20 protein-coding genes are annotated in these 23,892 nt (G+C 56.2%); 13 read left to right on the top strand and 7 right to left on the bottom strand.

What is annotated here, in order from left to right; genetic code table 11:
• Positions 1-242 precede the first annotated feature (242 nt).
• Positions 243-635, top strand: coding sequence for a hypothetical protein (locus FGI04_RS10790; protein ID WP_342701473.1), 393 nt, complete (start codon positions 243-245; stop codon positions 633-635).
• Between the two features lie 473 nt (positions 636-1,108).
• Here FGI04_RS10790 and FGI04_RS10785 read toward each other — a convergent pair whose 3' ends face one another.
• The 3 genes from FGI04_RS10785 to FGI04_RS10775 are packed head-to-tail and all read right to left on the bottom strand — an operon-like array spanning position 1,109 to position 5,320.
• Positions 1,109-2,902, bottom strand: coding sequence for an aryl-sulfate sulfotransferase (locus FGI04_RS10785; RefSeq protein WP_407336706.1), 1,794 nt, complete (start codon positions 2,900-2,902; stop codon positions 1,109-1,111).
• Positions 2,903-2,915: 13 nt separating this feature from the next.
• The gene (locus tag FGI04_RS10780; RefSeq protein ID WP_342701471.1) at positions 2,916-3,719 is read right to left on the bottom strand and encodes an ABC transporter ATP-binding protein; all 804 of its coding nucleotides are present in this window, start codon (positions 3,717-3,719) and stop codon (positions 2,916-2,918) included.
• Entirely contained in the window at positions 3,716-5,320 is a 1,605-nt protein-coding gene (locus FGI04_RS10775) for an ABC transporter permease subunit (RefSeq protein ID WP_496111670.1), read from the bottom strand. Before FGI04_RS10775 ends, FGI04_RS10780 begins: the two co-directional genes overlap by 4 nt.
• Positions 5,321-5,559: 239 nt before the next feature.
• Between FGI04_RS10775 and FGI04_RS10770 the strand changes: the two genes are divergently transcribed.
• Positions 5,560-6,657 carry an ABC transporter substrate-binding protein gene (locus tag FGI04_RS10770; RefSeq protein WP_342701470.1) on the top strand — a complete coding sequence of 366 codons (1,098 nt, stop codon included), beginning with the start codon at positions 5,560-5,562 and terminating at the stop codon, positions 6,655-6,657.
• Positions 6,658-6,661: 4 nt separating this feature from the next.
• Here FGI04_RS10770 and FGI04_RS10765 read toward each other — a convergent pair whose 3' ends face one another.
• The 3 genes from FGI04_RS10765 to FGI04_RS10755 all read right to left on the bottom strand — a co-directional run bounded on the left by FGI04_RS10765 (position 6,662) and on the right by FGI04_RS10755 (position 9,695).
• On the bottom strand, positions 6,662-7,588 hold the full coding sequence (locus tag FGI04_RS10765; protein ID WP_342701469.1) for a LysR family transcriptional regulator: 927 nt from the start codon (positions 7,586-7,588) through the stop codon (positions 6,662-6,664).
• 235 nt (positions 7,589-7,823) lie between these two features.
• Positions 7,824-8,603, bottom strand: a complete 780-nt coding sequence (locus FGI04_RS10760; RefSeq protein ID WP_407336705.1) for a CDP-diacylglycerol diphosphatase — start codon at positions 8,601-8,603, stop codon at positions 7,824-7,826.
• A gap of 201 nt (positions 8,604-8,804) precedes the next feature.
• Positions 8,805-9,695, bottom strand: a complete 891-nt coding sequence (locus tag FGI04_RS10755) for a LysR substrate-binding domain-containing protein (RefSeq protein WP_407273651.1) — start codon at positions 9,693-9,695, stop codon at positions 8,805-8,807.
• A gap of 166 nt (positions 9,696-9,861) precedes the next feature.
• Between FGI04_RS10755 and FGI04_RS10750 the strand changes: the two genes are divergently transcribed.
• From FGI04_RS10750 to FGI04_RS10710, 9 genes are all read left to right on the top strand, one after another.
• A complete protein-coding gene (locus FGI04_RS10750; RefSeq protein ID WP_342701466.1) occupies positions 9,862-11,400 on the top strand; it encodes an ABC transporter substrate-binding protein in 1,539 nt (512 codons plus the stop codon).
• A gap of 333 nt (positions 11,401-11,733) precedes the next feature.
• Positions 11,734-12,618, top strand: a complete 885-nt coding sequence (locus FGI04_RS10745; protein WP_342701465.1) for a dihydrodipicolinate synthase family protein — start codon at positions 11,734-11,736, stop codon at positions 12,616-12,618.
• Positions 12,615-13,640, top strand: a complete 1,026-nt coding sequence (locus FGI04_RS10740) for a nucleoside hydrolase (RefSeq protein WP_407336704.1) — start codon at positions 12,615-12,617, stop codon at positions 13,638-13,640. Before FGI04_RS10745 ends, FGI04_RS10740 begins: the two co-directional genes overlap by 4 nt.
• Positions 13,637-14,596, top strand: a complete 960-nt coding sequence (locus FGI04_RS10735; RefSeq protein ID WP_407340137.1) for a nucleoside hydrolase — start codon at positions 13,637-13,639, stop codon at positions 14,594-14,596. The genes FGI04_RS10740 and FGI04_RS10735 overlap by 4 nt, the downstream gene beginning before the upstream one ends.
• A gap of 40 nt (positions 14,597-14,636) precedes the next feature.
• Positions 14,637-15,611: an ABC transporter permease gene (locus tag FGI04_RS10730; RefSeq protein ID WP_253001088.1), complete on the top strand. Its 975-nt coding sequence runs from the start codon at positions 14,637-14,639 to the stop codon at positions 15,609-15,611.
• Positions 15,608-16,531, top strand: a complete 924-nt coding sequence (locus FGI04_RS10725) for an ABC transporter permease (protein ID WP_407273647.1) — start codon at positions 15,608-15,610, stop codon at positions 16,529-16,531. The genes FGI04_RS10730 and FGI04_RS10725 overlap by 4 nt, the downstream gene beginning before the upstream one ends.
• 3 nt (positions 16,532-16,534) lie before the next feature.
• Complete coding sequence (locus FGI04_RS10720) at positions 16,535-18,325, top strand: ABC transporter ATP-binding protein (RefSeq protein WP_407321245.1); 1,791 nt, start codon at positions 16,535-16,537, stop codon at positions 18,323-18,325.
• Between the two features lie 88 nt (positions 18,326-18,413).
• Positions 18,414-19,334: an alpha/beta hydrolase gene (locus FGI04_RS10715; RefSeq protein WP_407321246.1), complete on the top strand. Its 921-nt coding sequence runs from the start codon at positions 18,414-18,416 to the stop codon at positions 19,332-19,334.
• A gap of 14 nt (positions 19,335-19,348) precedes the next feature.
• Positions 19,349-20,416 (top strand): alginate lyase family protein, encoded by a 1,068-nt coding sequence (locus tag FGI04_RS10710; protein ID WP_407321247.1) that lies wholly within the window; start codon positions 19,349-19,351, stop codon positions 20,414-20,416.
• Between the two features lie 15 nt (positions 20,417-20,431).
• Here FGI04_RS10710 and FGI04_RS10705 read toward each other — a convergent pair whose 3' ends face one another.
• Positions 20,432-21,400 carry a threo-3-hydroxy-L-aspartate ammonia-lyase gene (locus tag FGI04_RS10705; RefSeq protein WP_342701458.1) on the bottom strand — a complete coding sequence of 323 codons (969 nt, stop codon included), beginning with the start codon at positions 21,398-21,400 and terminating at the stop codon, positions 20,432-20,434.
• A 194-nt stretch (positions 21,401-21,594) separates the two neighbouring features.
• On the opposite strand from FGI04_RS10705, the gene FGI04_RS10700 reads away from it, so the two are divergent.
• Positions 21,595-22,215, top strand: coding sequence for a helix-turn-helix transcriptional regulator (locus FGI04_RS10700; RefSeq protein ID WP_342701457.1), 621 nt, complete (start codon positions 21,595-21,597; stop codon positions 22,213-22,215).
• Between the two features lie 678 nt (positions 22,216-22,893).
• On the top strand, positions 22,894-23,862 hold the full coding sequence (locus FGI04_RS10695) for a chemotaxis protein (RefSeq protein WP_342701456.1): 969 nt from the start codon (positions 22,894-22,896) through the stop codon (positions 23,860-23,862).
• The last annotated feature ends 30 nt before the right edge of the window (positions 23,863-23,892 follow it).

The raw sequence follows: 23,892 nt of genomic DNA, 5'->3' as shown, positions 1-23,892 counted from the left end.
TGCGTGAGAGCAGGCATCGCATAAAACAAACAAAGCACACGGTATTTATTCTGGTGGGGAGGAGAATATAAAATAATCAGGTCGGATGAGTCAGGTAATTTCTAGGAGTATTCCATATTCTTTTTATTTCCAGCTTTGCTTTAATCACTCACGAGGCGGTTACCTGAACGCTTCGGTTATTAACCAGAATATAAAACGTTATGTCTGGTTAATCGCAAATGACTTGTTAAAGGAAATTCATAATGAATATGAAACCTCTGTTTTTAGGCGTTATCCTGGCTGCTTCTTACGCTCACGCTGCATCCACTGAAGTGAGCGCCAAACCGGTAACCGGAACGGCCACCAGCGCGGAAGTGAAAACCACACCCGTCGCAGACGCTACAGCGAGTCAGGAGGCGAACAACAAAACGCTAACGGCGCAGCAAACGGCTACGGATAAATCGCTCAATAAGCATAGCGATAAAAAAGTGATGCATAAAAAAGTCACGACAGAGGAAAAAGAAAAGACGGCGGCAGAAAAAGCGGAAAAAGAAAAAACAGCGGAACATAAAATAACCGCAGAGAAAAAGAAAAATACCACAGATGAGAAAAAAGAAACGACACCGACAATATCAAGCCCGGCTAAAACAGAATAGTTTTTATTAATTATATACCCAAAATAATTCGAGTTGCGGGAAGGCGGCAATCGAGCGAATCCCCAGGAGCTTACACAAGTAAGTGACTGGGGTGAGTGACAAATTGGCGAAGCCGATTTGAACGCTGCTGGCAGCGGCCCCGAAGGGGCGAGGCCCATAAAATGGGCCGAGTAACGCAGCCAACGCACCTGCAACTTGAAGTATGAGGGGTATAAAAGCATTATGCCAGCCACTGAAGGGAGTCAGTTATAGCTTAAACGGATAGCGTAAACGGTATTATCGGGCTGGCCCCCTTATTCCCCCGGCTGGTCATCGTCTGTTTTTTGCCTGATGCAGAGAACAGGTGCGATGCCCGGCCGGGATTTATTACTTCCACATTCAGGTCACGGATGCTTTTTTGCGCTTATCCCACCGCTCATCGTTCAATCCTCTAGCGGGATACTTCCCGGTATGACACCGGGAGGTGGGCGCGATTAGTGCAGGATGGCACCTAACCACTGTCGCAACGTGTCTGCGCTTTGCGCACCAGTGAGCCTGGCCTGTTCCTGACCGTCTTTCAGCCACAATAGTGTGGGCAGCGAGCGTACCTGTAGCTGTGAGACCTGTGTCAGGTGATGGTCGGCGTCCAGATAGTAGCTGGGTAACCCGCTGAACGCGGTGTCAGCGATGACCGTTTCCAACTGGCGATACAGGCTCTTACAGTGCACACAGCGTTCTGCGCCCACCAGCAGCAATTGGTCACCGGCGGGCAGCGACAGCGCGTCATCCTGCGCCAGCGATAAGGCAGTAAAGCGATGATGGTTGACGGAAAACAGCTTCGGGCTGCGTTTCAGGTCTTCACTGTCGGTGGCGACGCACAGCGCATCGCCGCCGCGTTTGTACGGACGGGTATCGTTAACGGCAATGACGCTGGCGAAACCGGCTGGCGCGGCGCCGGGCTGACGCAGACGGGTGTTGTCCGGTGCCTGTACCAGCGTTTCCTGTGGGCGCGGCAACTGCGGCACCCAGTCATACGGTACCCGGTAGGCGCGGTACAACATATTGGTGTTGACGCTTTTGCCCCAGAACGGCGAGATGTATTCCCAGACGATCTCGTGGTCCGCCGTCACTTCAAACAGGCGGCCGTTGGCGCCTTCGTTGATCAACGTGTTGCCGTTCGGCAGGCGTTGGATATTGCTGATATACGGGCTGTAGAACCGGAACGCGTCGGTTGGGTGCGGAATACCGGCTTCGTACGGGGAATAGCGCCAGACGATATCCAGCGTCACCGGGTTGATTTCCAGTACGCGCGAGTAGTCGCGCCAGGCGTTTTTCACCCCGTCGGCGGATGCCGGGTTGGGCGCGCCGTAACCGGCCCAGCCACCGTTGTCAAACACCAGAATATTGCCTGCACCCGGTAACCCGGCCGGGATCATGTGTGCGTGATGCTGACCGATTATCCAGCCCAGGTGTTTCAGCTCTGGTGTGCTGTAGTCCGGGCCGAGTCGCCACACAATTTCACCACTTTGTTTGTCGATGATGGCGATGATATTGGATTCGCGCGCATCCCAGATGATGTTGTCTGGATGGAAGCGGGCATCGCCCTGATCGAACCATTTGTTGGGACCAAGGGTGGACATGGAGTTGATGTGCATCCAGTCGCCCATGCCGCCGCCGCTACTGCGCATGTTGGGGTTGCGGTACAGCGCGGTTTTGGCGGCGTCGTCAAAACCCAGCTCGTCGAAATGGTCGCTGCAACGCCATTCCCACAAGATGTTGCCCTGCCAGTCCACTTCAATAATGGTGTCGTCGAGCAGCAACTTGTCGCTGATTTTCGGGTTGTGCAGGTTTTGGTGTGCCAGAATCAGCGTATTGCCGCCGAGTGCTTGCGGCTCCAGCCCCGGTGCGTAGTAGCCTACCGGGTTGCCGCTGCGTTGATAGTCGTGATGGGCACGCGCCATCCATTCCGGTGGTAGCGCCGGGTCGCTGATGTGTTCATAGCGGTTAAACTGCCAGACTCGGTTGCCGTCCCAATCCAGTTGCACCAGGTCCACCATATCCTGCATGCCATAGCGAGCATCGCGCTGGCCGCTGTGACCGAGGATATAACCACCCGGCAGAATCTTGTTGGGAAAGCCGTGCAAGCCTTCCCACAGACGCAGCGCCGCCCCGTTCATATCGATTAAGACTGCACCGGTCTCCAGCGCCTGAAAGACGGTATAACCACCCCAGGCTTTGTCTGGGTGATATATCGTGGTACCGGTCGGGTAAACGGAAGGGTGTCCCATGTGCTACTCCATATTAGTCAGTGATGAGGGTGGCGTCGGGCAAGGCCGACGCATCGCAGTGTGTCAGTAGCGCGAGCAGTTCGCTGCACTGCTGGTGAAAAGCCTGGCTGTCGCGTTGTCGCGGATGCGGCAATGTCACTGTGGCTATCTGTTTCAGGCGACCGGGGCGTGGTGCCAGCACCACCACCCGGTCAGCCAGATAGACGGCTTCTTCGACGTCATGAGTGACCAGCAGAGTCGTGGTGCCTTCCTGCTGATGAATCCGTCTTAGTTCCTGCTGCATCTGTTGCCGGGTTAGCGCGTCCAGCGCGCCGAACGGCTCGTCGAGCATCAGAATGCGCGGGTTACCCACCAGCCCGCGGGCGATCGCCACCCGCTGTGCCATGCCACCGGATAGCTGGGCAGGCAGGACGTCGGCAAAATCGTCCAAATGCACCAGCCGGATGAAATGGTCGACCCGACGGGTAAGTTCGGCCCGACCGATCTTTTCACTCGCCAGCCCCAATTCAATGTTCTGGCGTACCGTCAGCCATGGAAATAATCGCGCTTCCTGAAACACGATGCCACGTTCGCCTCCGATACCGTTAATCGGTGTGCCGTCCACCAGAATGCGGCCCTGATAGTCATCATCCAGCCCGACCAACAGCCGCAGGAGCGTGGATTTACCGCAGCCACTGCTGCCGACAATCGCCACCAATTCACCGGGATAAATTGCCAACGAGAAGTCATCGATGACCGTCAGCGGGCTGCCGCCGACGCGAAACTGTTTTTTCAGGTGGTCGAAGGCGACCACCGGTTGGGGGAACGATGATGTCATAGAGAGGCTCCTGGGGTGCGCCAGCGGGTCGTGCGCTGTTCCAACTGCTGACCGAGGTAGTCGATCAATACGCCGGTGACGCCAATCAGTAACATGCCACTGAGAATGATCGGCATGTCTAACAGTTGCTGGGCGTTGATCATCAGGCTGCCGATGCCAGCGCCGGACGACATGAAATATTCCGCGCCGATGGTGCCGAGCCAGGCGTAGATCATCGCCAGCCGTAGTCCCGTGAACAGCGCGGGTGCCGCGCCGGGTAGGATCAGGACACGCAGGCGATGGAGCCACGGCAAGCGCAGTACTTGTGCTACTTCCTGCAAGGCCAGAGAGCGCTGGCGCACGCCGCGATGAGTGGCAACCAACATTGGAAAGAATGCCACCAGCGCGATGAAGGTGACCTTGCCGCCGTCGTCGTTGCCGACCCAGGCGGTAATCAGTGGCAGCCAGGCGAACAGCGCCACCTGACGCAACCACGTCAACGTTGGGGTAAACAGCGCCTCGGCACGTTCACTCAGGCCTAGCGTCAGCCCGGCTAGCAGACCGGCGCTTATGCCGATGATACCGCCTGCGAGTGCCCGCCACAGGCTGTGGCGCATGGCATCGGGTAATGAGCCATCGCTCACCCCATGCCAGATAGCGCGCAGGACTTCGCCGGGCGGTGGCAGCAGTAGTGTGTCGACCCAGCCGTGATGACTGGCCAGTTGCCATAGTGCCAACAATAACAGCGGTACCACCAACCCAATGGCCTGACCGACAGGTGCGGCATGTAACCTACCGATCGGTGGATGTGGCCAGGTGATCAGCCGGTGGTCCAACTGGTTGATGCCCCATTCCATCAATAAGCCGGTTAGCCCGATGACAGCGATACACACTAAGACAATATCCAGTTGGAATAGCTGACGTCCCCAGACCATCAGATAGCCGATGCCTTGTGACGAGGCGAGCAACTCCACCACAATCAACGATACCCAGGCTTGTGACAACGCCAGCCGCAGACCGGTAAACCACACTGGCAACGCGGCGGGCAAAATCAGCCGGGTCAGACGGGTAAGGTGTGGCAGGCGCAGGGTGCAAGCCACGTCGAGTAATGCTGGCGGAACATCGCGCACGCCACGCTGGCTGTGCAGCGTGACCGGCACGATCACCGCTTTGATCAGCACGGCCAGCTTGAGGCCATCATCAATGCCGAATAGCACCATAAACAGTGGGATCCATCCGAGCGTGGGGATTTGGGCTAGCGCGTAGACAGTGGGATAAAGTAGCCGCTCTGCTCGGACTGATGCACCCATCAGCGCGCCCAGCACTGTGCCGGCCAGTACACCGACGGTGAGCCCGTTGATCAGGCGGTGCAGGCTGATCACTAACTGACTGAGCAGATCGCCCTGCAACAGGGTGACGGCAGTGGCCACGACCTGTGAGGGGGCGGGCAGGATTTGTAGCGGCATCCATCCCTGCTGGCTGCTGAGGGTCCACAGTAATAATACGCTCAGCGGTAGCAGCAACGGCGCGATGATGCGCTGAGTACGATACGCAACACGTGGGGGTGTTGGCTGTGGGCTTTTCACTATCCAGCGTTTATGCATGACCAAAGACTTATTCATTTTTCTTTGCAAACTTAGCCAAAATGAATCGATAGGGTATAAAAACCTGATTTTCTTACGGTACGCCAATGCAATAAACCGATAGCGCACGTGCAAGAAATGCATATGACCTGCTATCCGGCATCAGTGCTGATTTATGCTTTTTTTTGCTGAGAAATCATGGAAATGTTATTTACGGTGCAGTGGTCGCGTTCGCTAGTTTTTCGCCATTGAAAATGCCTGCAATGAGTGGAGAAAACATGCAACAACAACGAGATCGCCATCGTTATCGTGGCTGGGGTGGCCTGTTTAAAAGCGTGGGGCTGGCACTGTTGACGGTCGCGGCGCTAGGGAATTCAGCACGAGCGCAGGAGGACAAACCGGCGGAAATTCGCATCGGGTTGCCGGATCAGAGCGCAGGCAGCAAACCGTTTATTGGCGGGCCGCTGGGGCTGGCCTATATTCGCCACAGCCTGGAACAGGCGTTTGAGCCGCAAGGCATCAAAGTGCGCTGGTCGTTTTTTAAAGGCGCGGGGCCGGCAGTGAACGAAGCACTGGCAAACCAGCAGTTGGATGTGGCGTACCTCGGCGATCTGGCGGCGATCATCGGCCGCTCCGGCGGCCTTCCTACTCGGGTGCTCTTGGGGTCGCGTGGCTCCAGTTCGTATCTGGCGGCAACGCCGGAGTCTGGTATTGCACGTATTGAGGACCTGCGCGGCAAGCGGGTAGCGGTCTACAAAGGCACCGCCGACCAGTTATCGTTTGAACGGGCGTTGAAAAGTGCCGGGCTGAACGAGCGGGATATCCGGGTTATCAACCTTGACTGGACCGCGGGTAAAGCGGCACTGGCAGCCCGACGCGTCGATGCGGTATGGGGCGGTGTGTCGCTGCTGGCGTTGCGCCCACAGGGGATTCGCATCATTACTTCCAGCCGCGATCTGGGTTGGGCCAATACCACGCAGGCGGTGGTGTTGGCGACGCAGGATTTTATCCAGCGCTATCCGCATGTCACCCGGCAGTTGGTGGCGATTCTGGTGCAGGAAGCCCAGTGGGTCAGCGACCCGGCACATCTGGCGGACTATATCAAACTGATGGCGGAGCAAAGCCAGATTCCGGCGCCTTTATTTGAGGAACAGTTTCGCCCGGACTCGCTTAACCTGCAAAGCTCTCCACGTCTTGACCCATTCCTGCGCAGTAACCTGCAAGATAGCGTGCAGCGCGCCCACGCCGCCGGGTTAATTCGCTCCACTTTCTCGGTGGATGAATGGCTGGATAGCCGCATCGTCGATCAGGCATTGTCCGATCTTAAGCTGGAGCCGCAGTGGCCAGCGTATGATGCCAGCGGTAAACCGCAGTAGCGCATCATACGGTGGAGGGCGAGCGTAGCCGGTCCTGTTCCAGAATGGTGTCGAGCATCAGTTGCGCCAGGGGAGGCAGCGTTTTTTGCAGGCTGGAGATAATCCCGAACCGGGTCTGCATCTGCGCCCATTCTGGCGGTTGCTCTGCGAGGATGATCTCCACTAACTGATGACTGTCGCGGCCGAGCGCAAATCCGTCCTCGCTGGAAAAGCTGATCGCTTGCGTGTGGCGCAGCACGCTGAATACCGAATAGATATGGTCGCATTGAATCTGCGGCCGATAGTCTGGCTGGCCGGTGAGTGCGGCGAGTACCTTGCGCATGCCGACCGGTAAATACGGTGAAGCGAGAGGGAAGCGCAGCAGGTCGTCGGGGGTGACTCGTGTCTGTTGTGCCAGCGGATGGTCGCGATGGCAAATGAAAAAGCAGCGGCGCGGGTTGAGCGGCTGCACCCGTAACTGTGGGTCGAGCTCAGCTTGCCAGGTGTCGGCTACAAAAAATGGCCACTCTTCAGTTTGTAGCCGCTGGTGCAGTGCGTGCCAGTTATCGATGCAGTAGGTGATACGCGTCCGTGGGCGTAATAGGTGGAAAGCGGATATCGCCTGCGGGATTAATGCCGCGGCGGGTGCCGGGCCGCAGCCAAAGGTCAGCTCTCCGGCATCATCTTCACCGAGCTGTTGCATGTCCTGAATCAGTTCCCATGACAAATTCTGCATGCGCAGAGCGAACGGCAGCAGCTTTTTGCCCTGCCAGGTGAGGGCAAACTGCTTACTGTGCCGATCCACCAGTGGGTGACCAAGGGTATGTTCTAGAGTCTGAATGCTGCGGCTGAATGCGGATTGTGACAGGCAAACCGCTTCTGCTGCCTGCACAAAACTGCGGTGTTCCACCAGCGCCAAAAAGTTGCGTAGTTGTCGTAAATCCAGATGCATGGGCGTCTCGCTCGGCGGATATGGGTATATTCCGGGCAGCTTGGGCTGGCGAGCAGGGAGAGCGCAATAAACAAAAAGGCATAACTTATAACAGGTTAACCGCTATGAGTCGCGGAGCCATTAACGCAGGACGATAGCCTTGCACATGGCACACGATGTCGACAGTATGTTCAGCATCGTGTTTATGACCAACATCGTGTTGCGCGTCAGCAGCACTGCTGCATACCCAAGGCGGTTACTGCGCCAGCGCGCAGCTCACATCCAGAATTTCTTCTGCGGAACCACGATTGAACATACCGATGAAATCACGCCGCACTGCCAGCAGGATCAGTTCGCCCCGCGCGTTGGCGGTGAGTGTCAGACCGTAATTTTCCATGTTGTCCCCGCGAGCCTGTACATATTGATTGAGCAGCTTGAACGGGTCGGAACGCGTCAGGTCGCTGCCGTTGAGCCTGATAGCCAGATAGTCGTGCTCCAGCAGTGGCTGACCAAGGTCGACCCAGTCGTAGCCGATGTGTGCATTTTGGGCACGCAGCGTTTGGTAGACCTCGGGTTTCAGGCAGGAAATATGAATATGCAACTGGCCTTGTGTGCGGCCATACAGCGAATTGATCGCCAGTCCCAGCTTATCGTCGCTGATCGGTTTACCCATCTGGCTCGATAGTCTGTCGCGGTAACTCCAGGCGGCGGCAAAATAGGCGGGTGTGCCGGGTTGCAACAGCAACGGGCTTTCAATACCGCTGATACGGTCGGTTGGGATCAGCAGATTGTGATACGGGCCGCGCCGGTCTTTGAACAGGGCGTAATGACCTTGCAGATTGACATCCAGACAGGGGGCGGGCGAGTGGTTGTTCTGCTGGTTGGGAACGCACTGTTGGCTGACGAACTGCCACAAGGCATTACCGTTACCGCGCCGGGCGAAAGGTTGCCAGAAATAGAGCAGCAGGGCGACCAACAATAACGTAACGATCAAACCGATAAGGTACTTTTTGCGTATAATAACGTTGTGTGTCATAGCGCGATTCCATCAAAGGAGGCTGTCGAGGTATGGGTGACAGTGCCATTGTCGCAAGGCGAGCGTTTTCACGGCTATCCGTTATCAAGATAAATCGTTTCAAGATAAGTCGTTGCCAGGTGGTTCATCGAGTGACGGCTGGTCACATCGTGCCGCGTACAGATGGCGCTATGATGACAACCGCTATAGGGGCGACATGGCTTATGCGCTCTCGTTGATCAAGGTGCGGATAGCGCCAACGACCTCCTCAACCAGCATGCTGCGGGCATGCTGGGGCGGGAAAATCGCCATATAGGCAACGTCGATTTTGGGTTCAAACGGTTTGATCAAAAGCCTGGCTTCGCTGGTGCGGGCGGTAATGGCATCGACAATGCCGACCCCCAACCCGGTGCCTGCCATGACACAACAGTGGCGCAGCGAGGTTTCAATTGGGCTTTGCAATACGATATCTTGCGCGGTGATAGCCTGCGCCAGTTGCTCTCGTAACACGGTTTTGCGCCCCGGCAGTATCGAACGGTGGTAGTTCAGGTCGTCCAGAATAATGCCGGTACGTTCCGCCAGTGGGTGGCCGGGGGCGACAACGGCAACCGCCTGCGCAACGCCCAGCAGTTCAGCCTGCAACCCTTTGATGGCCGGTGTACTGTTAATAAAGCCAATGTCGTATTGATTACTGAGCACCATTTCGGTGATCGATAATGTACTTTCCACGTCCATCGACAGCGCCACGTCCGGGTATTTTTTCAGCATCGAAGGGAAAATACGTTCGGTACACAGATTGGCAAGCGCGGACACCGCACCGATGCGCAGGACACTGCCTTTGGCGTGCCGGATATCGTCCGCCACCCGCAGAATGTGGTCCAGTCCCAGATAGAGCCGTTCTATTTCACGGAAAAGCTTAAGCGCCTCTTCTCGGGGCTCCAACCCCCGGCCATCCCTGTCAAACAGTTTTAGTTTAACCGCGTATTCAAAATCCTTGATCAGGCGGCTGACCGCCGGTTGGGTAATATTCATGATGTTGGCGGCTTGTGTGATGCCACCCGTCAAAATCACTTTATGGAATGCTTCAACCTGCCTTAAGTTGATACGGCTCATAGATGTTACCAATCATAATGTTTATTTATGTATTCGGTACAAAATGCGATTTTTAATTATTTTAATCAACACGTAGACTCCATCTACAAGGTTACAGTTTGTCATAAGTTTGAGCAAAACGTGATAAATACGAATGCGAGATGGATCTGAATCTAAAGGAGTAACCATGAAAGGAATGTTGTTTGCTGCCGGTTTGATGACGCTGATGCCCATCGCGCAGGCAGCAGATTTGACGATTGGACTGGCGTCATCCACGACCTCGATGGATCCGCAGTTTTATGTCGGCGGTGCGAACAGCGCCATGGCCCGTAATCTATTTGATGGGCTGGTTAACCAAAACGAAAAACAACAGATTGTTCCTGCTCTGGCGCTATCGTGGAAAGCCATTGACGATACCACCTGGCAGTTTGCACTGCGACCTAACGTCAAATTTCATGATGGCACCGATTTTAGCGCCCGGGATGTGGTTGCCAGTGTGAAACGCGTCGCGTTAGCGGCGAAAAATAGCCCCAGCGCCTATACGCCTTACGTGGCGGATATCAGCGAGATCCGTGAAATCAATCCGCTGACGGTAGAAATCAAAACCAAAGGCCCGGCGGCGCTGTTGCTTAACAATTTAAGCCGTATCGCTATTCTACCGGCCCGTCTGGCTGACCAGCCGACAGAGGTATTGAACAGCGGTAAAGACGTGATTGGTACCGGCCCGTTCAAATTTGTCTCCTATACCCCGGATGACAAGGTGGTGTTGAGCCGAAACGATCATTACTGGGGTGGCAAAGCCGAGTGGGACACCGTTACGCTGCGCGTCATCAAAAACAGCAGTGCCCGTATCGCCGCGTTGCTCTCCGGTGATGTGGACATGATAGAAAGCGTACCAACGGCGGATCGCGCCACGATTGCCCGTCAACAGGCGTTTGTGACCGAGTCGGTACCGGGTAACCGTATTTTGTATTTGCATCCGGATCAGGACAGGGAGGTATCGCCGTTCGCTAAAGGCGATGACGGTAAAAACCCGCTGCGAAACGTGGCAGTACGTCAGGCGATGTCGCTGGCTATCAACCGTGACGCATTGGTAGAGCGCATTCTCGACGGTCAGGGGCTGGCGTCGTCACAGTTGGTGCCGAAAGGGTATCCGGGTTATTCCGCCCACATACCCGCACCGGTTTATGACCTGAAACAGGCAAAACAAAAACTGGCGGCGGCAGGCTACCCGAACGGGTTTACCCTGACGTTCCATGCTTCAAACGATCGTTACCCCAACGACGCCAAAATTGCACAGGCGTTAGGGCAGATGTTCACGCAGGCGGGTATCAAGACCGAGGTGGTCACCATGCCCGGCAACGTCTACTTCGCCAAGGCGGCGCAGCGTGAATTCAGCCTGGTGATGGGCGGAGCGGCGATCGAAACCGGTGAGGCTTCCGGTGTGTTGGGGCCGTTGCTGGAAACCTTTGGCCCGAATGCCGGGCAAGGGAATCGGGGGCGGTATTCCAATCCTGAATTTGACAAGCTGCTGAGTCAGGCACGCGCCACGCTGAATGAACAGCAACGCGATGCACTGTTGCAGCAGGCAAGCGAATTGGCGATGAAAGAGCAAGGGGTGATCCCACTGCTGTTTCTTTCCAATACCTGGGCAATGAAAAAAGGCTATAGCTACGTGGGCCGCACAGACGGCTACACATTGCCCTATTTTGTTCACAAGCAGTAAACGGTGAGTGTTTCACCCGATACTGGTGGTGGATAGAAAATGTATACCCCAAATAATTCGGGTTGCAGGACAACACGTTCGCGTGTTGAACAACGCGGCGCGTTGGCCCTTTAGGGCAAGGCTCATTTGAGCCTTGTAACGCGGCAACCGAGTGAATCCCCAGGAGCTTACATAAGTAAGTGACTGGGGTGAGTGAGGGCAGCCAACGCACCTGCAACTCGAAGTATGACGGGGTAGTGCGATTTTTACGTTAACACCAGGGTTCTCCCATCAGGCCGTGTCCCGCTGCATTCAGTGGCGGGACACCCAGCCTGCAACCTTCAGGATCACTCCATGAGCGGATTCTTCGGCGTATTTCCCTATCTGGTTTCACCGATAAAAGCGAATGGCGAGGTGGACCGCATCGTCCTCGCTGAACTGGTCGAACACCTTATCAGTAGTGGTGTACACGGTCTGACGCCGCTTGGCAGCACCGGTGAGTTCGCGTATCTGACGGAAAAGCAACGCGTTGATGTTGTGAGTACCGTGATGGACGCCACGCGCGGCCGGGTGCCGGTGATAGCCGGTGTGGCGGCGACAACGATTCAGGATGCGGTCGCGCAGACGCGTACCTACCTGGGGCTGGGCGTTGACGGTATTCTGGCAATACTGGAAGCCTATTTCCCGCTGACCGATGTCGGGGTAGAGAGTTACTTCCGTGCTATTGCCGCCGCCGCGCATCCCACGCCGGTGGTGTTGTACACCAACCCACAATTTCAACGCACCGATCTGAGCCTTCCCGTGATTGAGCGCTTAAGCCATGTGGATAACATTCGCTACATTAAGGATGCCTCCACCAATACTGGCCGGTTGTTATCGATCATTGAGCGCACCGGTGGTCGCATGCAGGTGTTCTCCGCCTCAGCCCATATTCCCGCTTGTGTGATGCTGATTGGTGGTGTTGGCTGGATGGCGGGGCCGGCCTGTATCGTTCCGCGACAAAGCCTGGCCTTGTATGACGCGGCTAAACAAGGTGACTGGTCGCGGGCGATGGAATTGCAACGTCCGTTGTGGCGGGTAAACGAAATTTTTGCCAAATACTCCGTGGCCGCCTGTATCAAGGCGGCGCTGGAAATGCAAGGTTTTGCCGTTGGCAATCCGATTGCGCCGCAACAGCCGTTAACGCATCACGCCCGCGATGAGATAGCCAGCGTGTTAAAAGAGGTGGGCGCATTGTGAGGTCCATTCCCGTTATTATCGATTGTGATCCCGGTATTGACGATGCGCTGGCACTACTGAGCGCATTCGCCGCTCCACAACTGGCGATTCAGGGCATTACCGTTGTGAATGGCAATCAGCCATTACCCAACACACTACGCAATGCGTTGCAGATAGTTGAACTGGGCGGGCGTACCGATATTCCGGTGTTTGCCGGTTGCTGGCAGCCGCTGTTACGTGAACCTATCCACGGCCAGTTTCATGGTCCGCATGGGCTGGGTGACAGTGATTTTCCCGCGCCGCGTAAAGCCGAGGAACCGCAGCATGCGGTTAACTTTCTCATCGCCCGTTGCCGTGCGGCGGCGCAGTGTGGTGAACCAATCACGCTGTGTTCGCTGGGGCCGATGACGAATCTGGCCAGCGCGTTCAGCATCGCGCCCGATATCGCCGCAGGTATTGAACGGATTGTCTCGATGGGTGGTGCCTGCCGTGAGTTGGGTAACCGTACCATGACGTCGGAATTTAACCTGTTGGCTGACCCACACGCGGCACACATCGTTTTTTCTCAAGGTGTACCGATGACGCTGTTACCACTGGATGCCACCCATCAGGTGATCCTGACGCCGGAACGCGTTCATGAACTGGTTGCCCATGCCGGGCGATTACGCGCCCCGCTGAGTCAACTGATGGCCTTCTGGGATCGTAATGACATCAAACGTTACGGCTCTCGTGGCGGACCGTTGCATGACCCACTGGTGATTGCCTGGTTACTGCGCCCCGAGCTGTTTCGGACTGAACGGGCGCGAATACTGGTGGAGCATCAGAGCGAACTGTGCATGGGGCAGAGCGTGATGGATCTTTACGGTAAATCTGGCCTGACACCGAATGTTGACGTGGTGACAGGCGTGGAGGTTGACGAGGTCATCCGCTTGTTCTGCCAGTTGTTTTCAGCGTATGACACGTCTGCAACGTATGATGTATCTTCAATCAATAACAGACTTTCAACCGATAACATGCCTTCAGCTCATGGAACCGCACGATGACACGTCAGCGAATCATCATTGATACCGACCCCGGCGTCGATGACGCGATTGCGTTATGGCTGGCGTTGGCCTCGCCGGAGCTGGAAGTCCTGGGTATTACCGTAGTGGCTGGCAATGTGGCATTGCAACATGCGCTGGTGAACGCCCGGCGGATCGTGGCGTTGTCTGGCCGTGTCGACGTGCCGGTCTTCGCCGGCGCGGAAAAGCCGCTGGTTGGCCCACAGCGTTATGGCAAGTATGTTCATATCGGCGCGTTCAACGATGCGCTGGTGCCGAGGAGCGAGTGTCAGGTCATGATGCAAGAACACGCGGTAGAGTTTATCGTGCGTACTGCGCGTCAGGCGGCACAGGAACACAACCCGATCACCTTTTGCGCCATCGGGCCGATGACCAATCTGGCGCTGGCGTTGATCCAACATCCGGATGTGGCGCGGGGTATCCGCCAGGTGGTGACCATGAGCTGTGCGTTTAGCGTACTCGGTCATCGCATGCCGTGGGCTGAATTCAATGTGTATGCCGATCCCCACGCCGCCAGCCGGGTATTTAGTAGTGGTATACCGTTGGTTATTATGCCGTTGGATATGACCTTTCAGGCGCTGATCACCCAGCAGGAAATCGCCCAATTGCAACGTGATGCCGGGTTACCGGGTCAGGCTATCGCGCGTCTGCTGGAAGCGTTTGACCGCAGTGATGTGGCGCGCTTCGGGCGCGAAGGCGGCCCGGTACATGATGCGACGACGGTGGCATGGTTACTGCAACCGTCACTGTTCGCCGGTCGTGACGCTCGGGTTGGGGTGACGGTTTCCGGTGAAACCGCCGGACACACCTGGGTGGATTTTTATGGCAAGCTGCCGCAGGCACCCAATGCGCAGGTCATGCAGTCGGTAGATGAACCCGGCTTTTTGTCGTTGCTGGTGCGAGTGCTCAGTCGTTATGGCCGGGCGGATACCCGGTAGCTTCCTGTGTAATCGTCACTGCTAACCACAAGGACTTGTCATGGCCCGCTTTTTACTCAGCCGTTTTTTGCAAACCCTGATAACGCTGGCGGTCATGTCAGTGTTGGTGTTCGCTGGTGTGTATCTGGTTGGCAACCCGGTGGATTTGCTGCTGGGCAGCAATGCGACACCCGCCGAGCGCGATGCGGTGATCCGTGCCTTCGGACTGGATAAAACCCTGTGGCAGCAGTACCTGCTGTTTGTTACCCATGCCTTGCAGGGCGATTTGGGTAACTCCTTTATTTTTAACCAACCCGCATTACACCTGATTTTGCAACGGATGCCCGCCACGCTGGAGCTGGCGCTGGTGGCGTTTTTGCTGTCGCTGCTGGTGGGTATTCCATTGGGGGTATTCGCCGGTCTGCGGCCGGACAGTCTGGCGGCAAAATCGGTGATGACGGTTTCCATTCTGGGGTTTAGCCTGCCAACATTTTGGATCGGCATGATGATGATCATGCTGTTCAGCGTGAAGCTGGGCTGGCTGCCGTCGTCAGGACGGGGGGAGACGGTAACAGTAGCAGGCGTTCCCCTGAGTCTGCTGACGCTGGATGGCTGGCAACATCTGCTGTTGCCAGCGCTGAATCTGGCGCTATTCAAGATTTCACTGATTATTCGCCTGACCCGCGCAGGCGTGCGGGAATGCCTGCAACAGGATTATGTGCGTTTTGCCCGCGCTAAAGGGCTGTCAGAAAGCCGCATCCTGTTTGTGCATGTGCTGAAAAATACGCTGATACCGCTGATTACGGTAATTGGTCTGGAATTGGGGTCGTTGATTGCCTTTGCGGTCGTGACCGAAACGATTTACGCCTGGCCGGGGATGGGCAAGCTGATTATCGACGCCATCGCCGTGTTGGATCGCCCGGTCATTCTGGCTTACCTGATGATGACGGTGGTGATGTTTAGCCTGATCAACCTGCTGGTGGATGTGCTGTACGCGGTGGTGGATCCGCGTATCCGCTTAGGGGGTGGGCAATGAGTATGCCACAACAACGTTCAGTGCATACGCCGTCCACCCTGCCGGTATCACGCTCGGCACTGAGCCACGTGCTATTGATGCTGTGGCAAGACCGGCTGGCGCGGTTGGGGCTGTTTATGCTGGTGTTGATTGTGACGCTGGCGCTGCTCGCCCCGTGGATTGCGCCGCAGAATCCGTATGATTTATCCCAGTTGATGATCATGGATAACCGCCTGCCGCCGGGTTCCAGTGGTATGAGCGGGTTGACGTATTGGCTTGGCAGCGACGATCAGGGGCGTGATTTACTCAGCGCCATTCTCTATGGCACCCGCACCAGCCTGATAGTGGGCGTCAGCAGTGCACTGGTGGCGTTGTGTATCGGTATGGTCGCCGGTCTGTTGAGCGCCTGGCTGGGGGGCAAAACCGATGCGTTGTTGATGCGTATCGTTGATATCCAGCTTAGCTTCCCACCGATACTGATAGCCCTGATCCTGTTGGCGGTGCTCGGCCAGGGGGTGGATAAAATTATTCTGGCGCTGGTGATCACCCAGTGGGCCTATTACGCCCGTACTCTTCGTGCCTCTGCGCTACTGGAAAATCGCCGTAACTATGTGGATGCAGCGCGTGGCATGGCCTTTTCCACCCCGCGGATTCTGTTTCGCCATGTGCTGCCCAACTGCCTGCCACCGCTGATCGTGGTCGCCACGATGCGTATTGCTTACGCCATCATGCTGGAAGCGACGCTGTCGTTTCTCGGCATCGGCCTGCCGATTACCGAACCGTCGCTGGGGTTATTGATAGCCAACGGTTTTGACTATCTGCTGTCCGGTGATTACTGGATCAGCCTGTTTCCCGGCGTGATGCTGTTGTTGCTGATTGTGGCCATCAATCTGATAGGCGACGCCTTGCGTGATGCGCTCAATACCAGACAGGAGGAGTGAGGGGTGAATCAGCCGGTACTGCGCGTTGAACAACTGAATACCGCTTTTCGGGTGAACGGTGAGTGGCTGAAGGTGGTGCAGGATTTGTCGTTTGAGATTGGCGAGCGGGAAACCGTGGCGCTGGTGGGGGAATCCGGCTCTGGCAAAAGTGTCACCGCGCTGTCCATCATGCGTTTGCTGGCAGGACCACAGGTGCAAACCCGTGGGCGGGTGCTGTTCGAGGGGCGCGATTTACTGGCGTTGCCCCCCCGTGAGATGCAGCACATTCGCGGCAACCGCATCGGCATGGTGTTTCAGGAGCCGATGACCAGCCTCAATCCGGTACTGAAAATCGGCACCCAGATAATGGAAGTGCTGCAACGTCACCGGGGGATGGATCACACCAGTGCCCGGGCAGAAGCGGTACGTCTGTTGGAAAAAGTGCGTATTCCCGCGGCACAGGCCCGGCTGAATGAGTATCCCCTGAGCTTTTCCGGCGGTATGCGGCAGCGGGTGGTGATCGCCATCGCGCTGGCCTGCAACCCGACATTGTTGATTGTCGATGAGCCGACGACGGCGCTGGATGTCACCATTCAGGCGCAAATTCTGTCATTGATCCAGACGTTGCAGGACGAAGAGGGCATGTCGATCCTGTTCATCACCCACGATATGGGGGTGGTGGCGGAGGTCGCTGATCGCACCATCGTGATGTATCGCGGTGAAGGGGTGGAAATGGCTGATACCCGTCAGCTATTTCAGGCACCGCAGCATCCTTACAGCAAAACGTTATTTTCCGCCGTACCGCGACTGGGTGACATGGCAAACAGCCCATTGCCGCAACGCTTCGCGTTATTCGGGCAACCGGGCGCGGGCGAGCCGCTGCAAGACACGGTAATTGCGGGCACACCGGTGCTGGCGGTGCGTGATCTGGTCAAGCGTTTTGAGGTGAAAAGCGGGTGGCTGCGGCGGGTAACCGGCCGGGTACACGCAGTCGAAAACGTGTCTTTTAGCCTGCAAGCAGGGGAAACGCTGTCGCTGGTGGGCGAGTCCGGCTGTGGCAAATCCACCACCGGGCGCGCTATCTTGCGATTGCTGGAACCGAATGGCGGTACGGTATCGCTGTGCGGTGAAAACATGTTGAGCGCCGATAAGTCGGCGCTAGCCGGGTTACGGATGCGGGCACAGATGATTTTTCAGGACCCGTATGACAGCCTCAACCCACGGATGACCATCGGGCGCGCGATTGCCGAACCTATGGTCAGTCACGGTCTGGCATCCGCCCGGCAGGCACCGCAGAAAGTCGCGGAATTGCTGGAGAGGGTCGGGTTACAGGCCGACATGGCGGAGCGCTATCCGCACCAGTTCTCTGGCGGGCAGCGCCAACGGCTGTGTATTGCACGGGCGCTGGCGCTCAATCCGCAATTGATCATCGCCGATGAGGCGGTGTCGGCGCTGGACATGACGGTCAAAGCGCAAATCGTCAATCTGTTGCTCGATTTGCAGCAACAACTGGGGCTGGCCTATCTGTTCATTTCTCACGATATGGCGGTGGTGGAGCGCATCAGCCATCGTGTGGCGGTGATGTATCAAGGAGAAATTGTGGAGATTGGCCCGCGTCAGGCGGTATTCAACAACCCCCAACATCCGTATACCCGACGCCTGCTGGCTGCCGTGCCGGTACCTGACCCGCAAAGGCGAGTATACCGCTCACTGCTGGCGGATGAACTGCATAGCCCGCTGCGCCCACTGGGTTACCAGCCGCCGGTGCGACGTTACCAGCAGGTGGGCGACGACCATCTGGTGTTGTTATCTTGAAGAAACCGTTCACCCATGCTGTGATGGTATCGCTCAGGTCGTAAAGATACGGCCCCGCCATTCCCGCGAGTAAAGAGGTCGGCCAGTGATGAATCGCAGAAGATTTCTTACCGCTCTCTCAACAGTTACTGTGCTCCTGACCGCAGGCCGGGTCTTGGGCGTGTCCTTACCGACGCCACACCCGCGTATCAACCTGTGGGACCACACCCCGCCGGGCGGCGGTGGCCCGGCTGACCTGCCGCACTTGAGTGCCCGGGGAGCGCTTAGCCACATTGCTACGCCTTATCTTGAGGTGTTTACGCCGGAAAAACCCAATGGTCAGGCTATCCTGGTGGCGGCGGGGGGCGGTTATCAGCGTATCGAAATGGGCAAAGAGGCCTGGCCTGCCGCCGCCTGGCTGGTGGCGCAGGGGTATACGGCCTATGTTCTGGCGTATCGTTTGCCCGGTGAAGGCTGGCATGACGGCAACCGGGTGGCATTGCAGGACGCGCAGCGCGCATTACGGTTGATTCGCCATCGGGAGCGCCGGGTGGGCGTATTGGGGTTTTCAGCCGGTGGGCACTTGTTAGGGATGGCCGCACTCAGGCAAGACGCGCTCTATCCCCCGCAGGATGCGCTGGACGCATTACCGATTCAGGCTGACCATGCTGCGCTGATTTATCCCGTCATTACGCTGGAAAAACCTTATCAGCATACGGCGACGCACCGGGTCCTGGTGGGGCGGGATGCCAGTGCCGCGATGGAGGCTGAGTGGTCGGTGCAATCCTATGTCTCTCGGCGTTCGCCACCCTTTTTTCTGGTGCAGGCAGAGGATGATTCGGTGTCCGATCCGCATAATACGATGATCATGGCACAGGCCTGCCAGCGCGCTAACGTGCCGGTAGTGATGCAACGCTATCCTGTCGGTGGGCACGGTTTTGGACTGGGGGAACCGGGCTCGCCGGTCGCGGCCTGGCCGTCGGCATACCTGAACTGGCTGCGTCATCAGCATCCCGTCACGCTATTTTAGAAGGAATATTACGCATGAGTATCGTGATGCCGAAGAGCATGATCCGATGGGCCGTGGGCGTACTTGCTGCCGGTGTGATGGCTTCAGTACAGGCGGGAACCACGCAGGCTGACAGCCGGTTGTGTCTGGCGGCGACCGCACCCTCGGCATCCGCACTGCTGTCGACCGTTTCCCATCCGCCATCAGCGCAGCCGCAGGCTATCCCGGTTATGCATACCGAAGGAACGCTTCCCCATCAGGGGATTTATGATATCTCGAACACCGCCCGACGCGATTTTAGCTATATGCGCGATATGGCGCTGGCGTGGCATATGGCCGGGGATGCGACATCGCTATCCCGATTGGCAACCTATCTCGATGCCTGGACGACCACGTATCGTCTGAGCTTTAACCCTATCGATGAAACCAGTCTGGATGGATTGATTGACGCTTATCAGCTCACTCACGATGCATTGCCGGCAGCCACACAGGCGCGTACCCGACGTTTTCTGAGCGAGCTGACCACCGGTTACTTGCAACAGATGCTGGCGCATCAGCAGGATAAGCGTGGGACCTGGACGAATAACTGGCAAAGCCACCGCGTTAAGCTGGTGACGATGGGCGCGGCCGCACTGGGGGATGCCCACCTGATGGCGGCGGCGCAAGAGGCGTTTATTCGCCAGTTGAACGCCAACATCCATCCTGATGGCGAAGTGCTGGATTTCAGCCAGCGTGACGCGCTGCATTATGTGGTATACGACCTGGAACCGCTGGTACGTGCTGCCCTGTCAGCGCGAACGCAAGGGCGTGACTGGCTTGATCTGAAAGGCGCGGAGGGGCAGAGCCTGCGTGGCGCGTTGGCGTGGCTCAGCCCGTATGCGGAGGGGGTGAAGACCCATCAGGAGTTTGCTCGTACCACGGTGAAATTTGACATCGTACGGCGACAAGCGGGTGTGCCTGGGTTTGATGGTATCTGGCCTGCTAAAACCGCCTCGGCCCTGTACTGGTCAGCCAGTTTGCTGGATGCCCGTTATCTGGAGACGGCCCGCAAACTGAACGCCACGCCGCCCCGATGGTTATGGGCGGCAGTGTCGTGCCGGTAAGCGGTACCTGGCGGTTTACCCCGCCAGTAACTGGCCGTAGCGGGCCAGATCAACGTTGCCGCCACTGACGATAATACCGACGCGTTTCCCCCGCAGTTGGTGCTGGCTGGCACGGGCTGCGGCGAAGCCGAGACAGCCGGTCGGCTCGACCACCATCTTCATCCGCTCGGCGAAAAAACGCATCGCGGTGACCAACTCATCATCACTGACGGTTAAAATGTCATCCACATGCTTGCGAATCAACGCAAAGGTGTACTGACCCAGATGCTGCGTCTGAGCACCGTCGGCAAGGGTGTTGGGCGTATCGATATGTACGATGTGGCCGCAACGAAAAGACTGCTGACCATCGTTACCGGCTTCAGGCTCGACGCCGTATACCCGACAGCTGGGTGACAGCTGACGTGCCGACAGCGCTGAACCGGATAGCAGCCCGCCGCCGCCCATACAAACGAACAGAGCATCCAGCTCGCCTACCTCCTCGAACAGCTCTTTAGCCGCCGTTCCTTGCCCGGCGATAATATGTGGATGGTCAAAGGGGGGAATCAACGTCATACCATGCTGTTGCGCCAGTTCACGCCCGATGGCTTCACGGTCTTGCGTGTAACGATCGAAGGTCACCACCTGTGCGCCGTACCCTTTGGTGGCGGCTATCTTGGCCGCCGGGGCATCCTGTGGCATGACGATGGTGGCGGGGATTCCCAGCAGTGTTGCCGACATGGCGATCGCCTGCGCGTGGTTACCGGAGGAGAACGCCACCACACCGGCTGCCTTTTGCTCTGGGGTGAATTGCAACAGCGCGTTCATCGCGCCGCGAAATTTGAACGCCCCCATGCGCTGGAAGTTTTCACATTTGAAGTAAAGCTCTGCGCCGAGTGCGTCGTTGGCGGTACGGGAGGTGAGGACCGGCGTGCGATGGGCGTATCCGGCAATTCGCTCACTGGCGGCGGCGACGTCGTCATAAGAAGGCAGAACAATCTGGCTCATGGCGGTTCCTTTATGTAAACTATTTATCCAGTTTTAAACAAAATGTCTTGTTTTTATAGCCGGTATTTTAGCCATTGCCAACCGTTTTTCGCGGGCAGGCACGCTTTTTTGCTGGAATACAGTACTGGTCTGGTTTGACATAACGTCTATTTATAAATAATTTATCCAGTAATAAAGGGTGAAGGAGAAACAGGGTGACGCATCTGCCGGATTCGATACTGCTTGAACAGCTCAACACCATTGCAGAAGGACTGGGGGAGACCTTCGCACCGTTTTGCGAAGTGGTGATCCATGATCTGAAAAACCCGGATCACTCGATTCTGGCGATTTACAACAATTTGTCCGGGCGGGAAGTCGGTCAGTCAGCTACCGAGCTGGGGTTGGCGCGTATCGCATCGCCGGAATTTCCCGGTATCGTGGCTAATTATGCCAATCAGTTTGCTGATGGCCGTCCGGTGAAAAGCACCTCAATAGGCATTAAGGACGCCAGTGGCGAATATGTCGCGTCTTTGTGCCTGAATGTGGATATGACACTGTTTCGCGGCATCCAGCACGCCTTCGCGCATTTTAATCAGGTCAATAGCGGCGTGCTTAACGAAAGTCTGGAACCGTCCGGTGCCGAAGCGATCCGTCAGCGTATTGATCAGTTTGCGGCGCGTCTGGCGACCACACCGCGCGCACTGAAAGCACCGGAGCGGCGTCTGCTGATGCAGGAACTGCGGGAAAGCGGTTTACTTGACGTGAAAAAATCCATGGAGACGATTGCGCAGCATCTGGGTATTTCACGCGCTTCCGTCTACAGCTATGCCCGCTAGCCTTGGCTGGAAAGGGTCATCGTAGCGGCAGCCGTGAACCTGCGTCATGCGGCTCGAATAATTTAGGGTACAGCGAGCTAATCCTCATCAGAAGAAAGATCATTTTCTTATGATCTTATTATCCTACACCCAAAATAATTCGAGTTGCAGGACGGCGGCAAGTGAGTGAATCCCGATGAGCTTACTGAGGTAAGTGATTCGGGTGAACGACAAATCTGCCGGGAGCAGATTTGAACGCAGCTCGCTGCGGCCCTAAAAGGGCGAGGCCCAGGGATGGGCCGAGTAATAAAGCCAACACACCTGCAACTTGAAGTATGAAGGGGTATATTGATTATTTCTGTTAATTCTCACGCCCAGGTCATTTTAAGTCGGTGCCTATTTATATAGGCAGGTAATAACAACACACATAATCAAATCTGCCATTCATCACAGGATGCAGAACATTTGCCGCGGGAATATGGTGGAGAAATGACCGGTGGTCTATGCTTTTCAAAACAGGAAGATGCAGCAGATGACGTGAGACACATATTTTTCTTTTTAATGGTGTATAAGAAGTAAGAGTTATTTGAAGCGCGTCAGCAATCGCGTAGAGTGGGGTAAGGCCACCGGCCTGATTTACCTGCATGACTGATGTTGCCTTGTAACCATACATTAATAATTATTTGCATTGAGGACAGAATGGATAAATTTCAAAAAGAGATTGAGGAGAGAACTAATCTTACCTCGTCCAACAAGTTTGAATTGTTATTGTTCCGTTTGGGATCGGCCACCGGTGAAGGGCCATCCGAGCTGTTCGGTATCAATGTGTTCAAGCTTCGTGAAATCGTTCCGATGCCAACCTTGACCAAGGCTGCGGGTATGACACCACCGATGCTTGGTATGATTAATATTCGCGGGCAGATTATTCCCGTTATCGATCTTCCGGCGGTGGTGGGGTGTGCGGCGAGTACCGGGCGCAACATCCTGCTGGTGACGGAATATGCACGCAGCACCCAGGCTTTTGCGGTCGAATCGGTTGACGATATTGTCCGCCTTGACTGGAGTCAGGTAAATACCGCTGAGGCGGGAGTCAGCAATAGTTATATCACCAGTATCGCGCGTCTGGACAGTGATCCGGCGAGCAACCGTCTGGCGCTGGTATTGGATGTGGAACAGATTCTGCACGACATTATTCCCACCGAACGTGAAATCAAGATTGAAAGCGTGGAAGAGAAAACGTTCCACCTGAAACCCGGTGCGGTAGCGATTGTGGCCGAAGACTCCAAAGTCGCACGCACAATGCTCGAAACGGGGCTGAAGGTGATGAATATTCCTTACATCATGCATATCACCGGATTGGAAGCCTGGAACAAGATCAAATCCATGGCGCAGGAAGCACAAGCGGAAGGTCGGCCCATTTCAGATAAGATTGCCTTTGTGTTGACTGACCTGGAAATGCCAGAGATGGATGGATTTACGCTGACACGTAATATCAAACGTGATGAGGCGCTTAAGCACATTCCCGTTATCATCCACTCGTCGTTGTCCGGCTCAGCCAACGAAGATCACGTACGCAATGTTGGTGCTGATTCGTATGTGGCGAAATTTGAAATCAATGAACTGGCCGCGGCCATCCACAAGGTTGTGGATCGTGTCAAACCGGCATAAGGCAAAGGGCATTAACTCAGTCGTGTTTTA

It is taken from the genome of Dickeya ananatis, from assembly GCF_019464615.1.
Lineage (GTDB): Bacteria > Pseudomonadota > Gammaproteobacteria > Enterobacterales > Enterobacteriaceae > Dickeya > Dickeya oryzae.
Note: the sequence above shows the minus strand (reverse complement) of the source record. Positions and strands in the feature narration are given on the sequence as shown.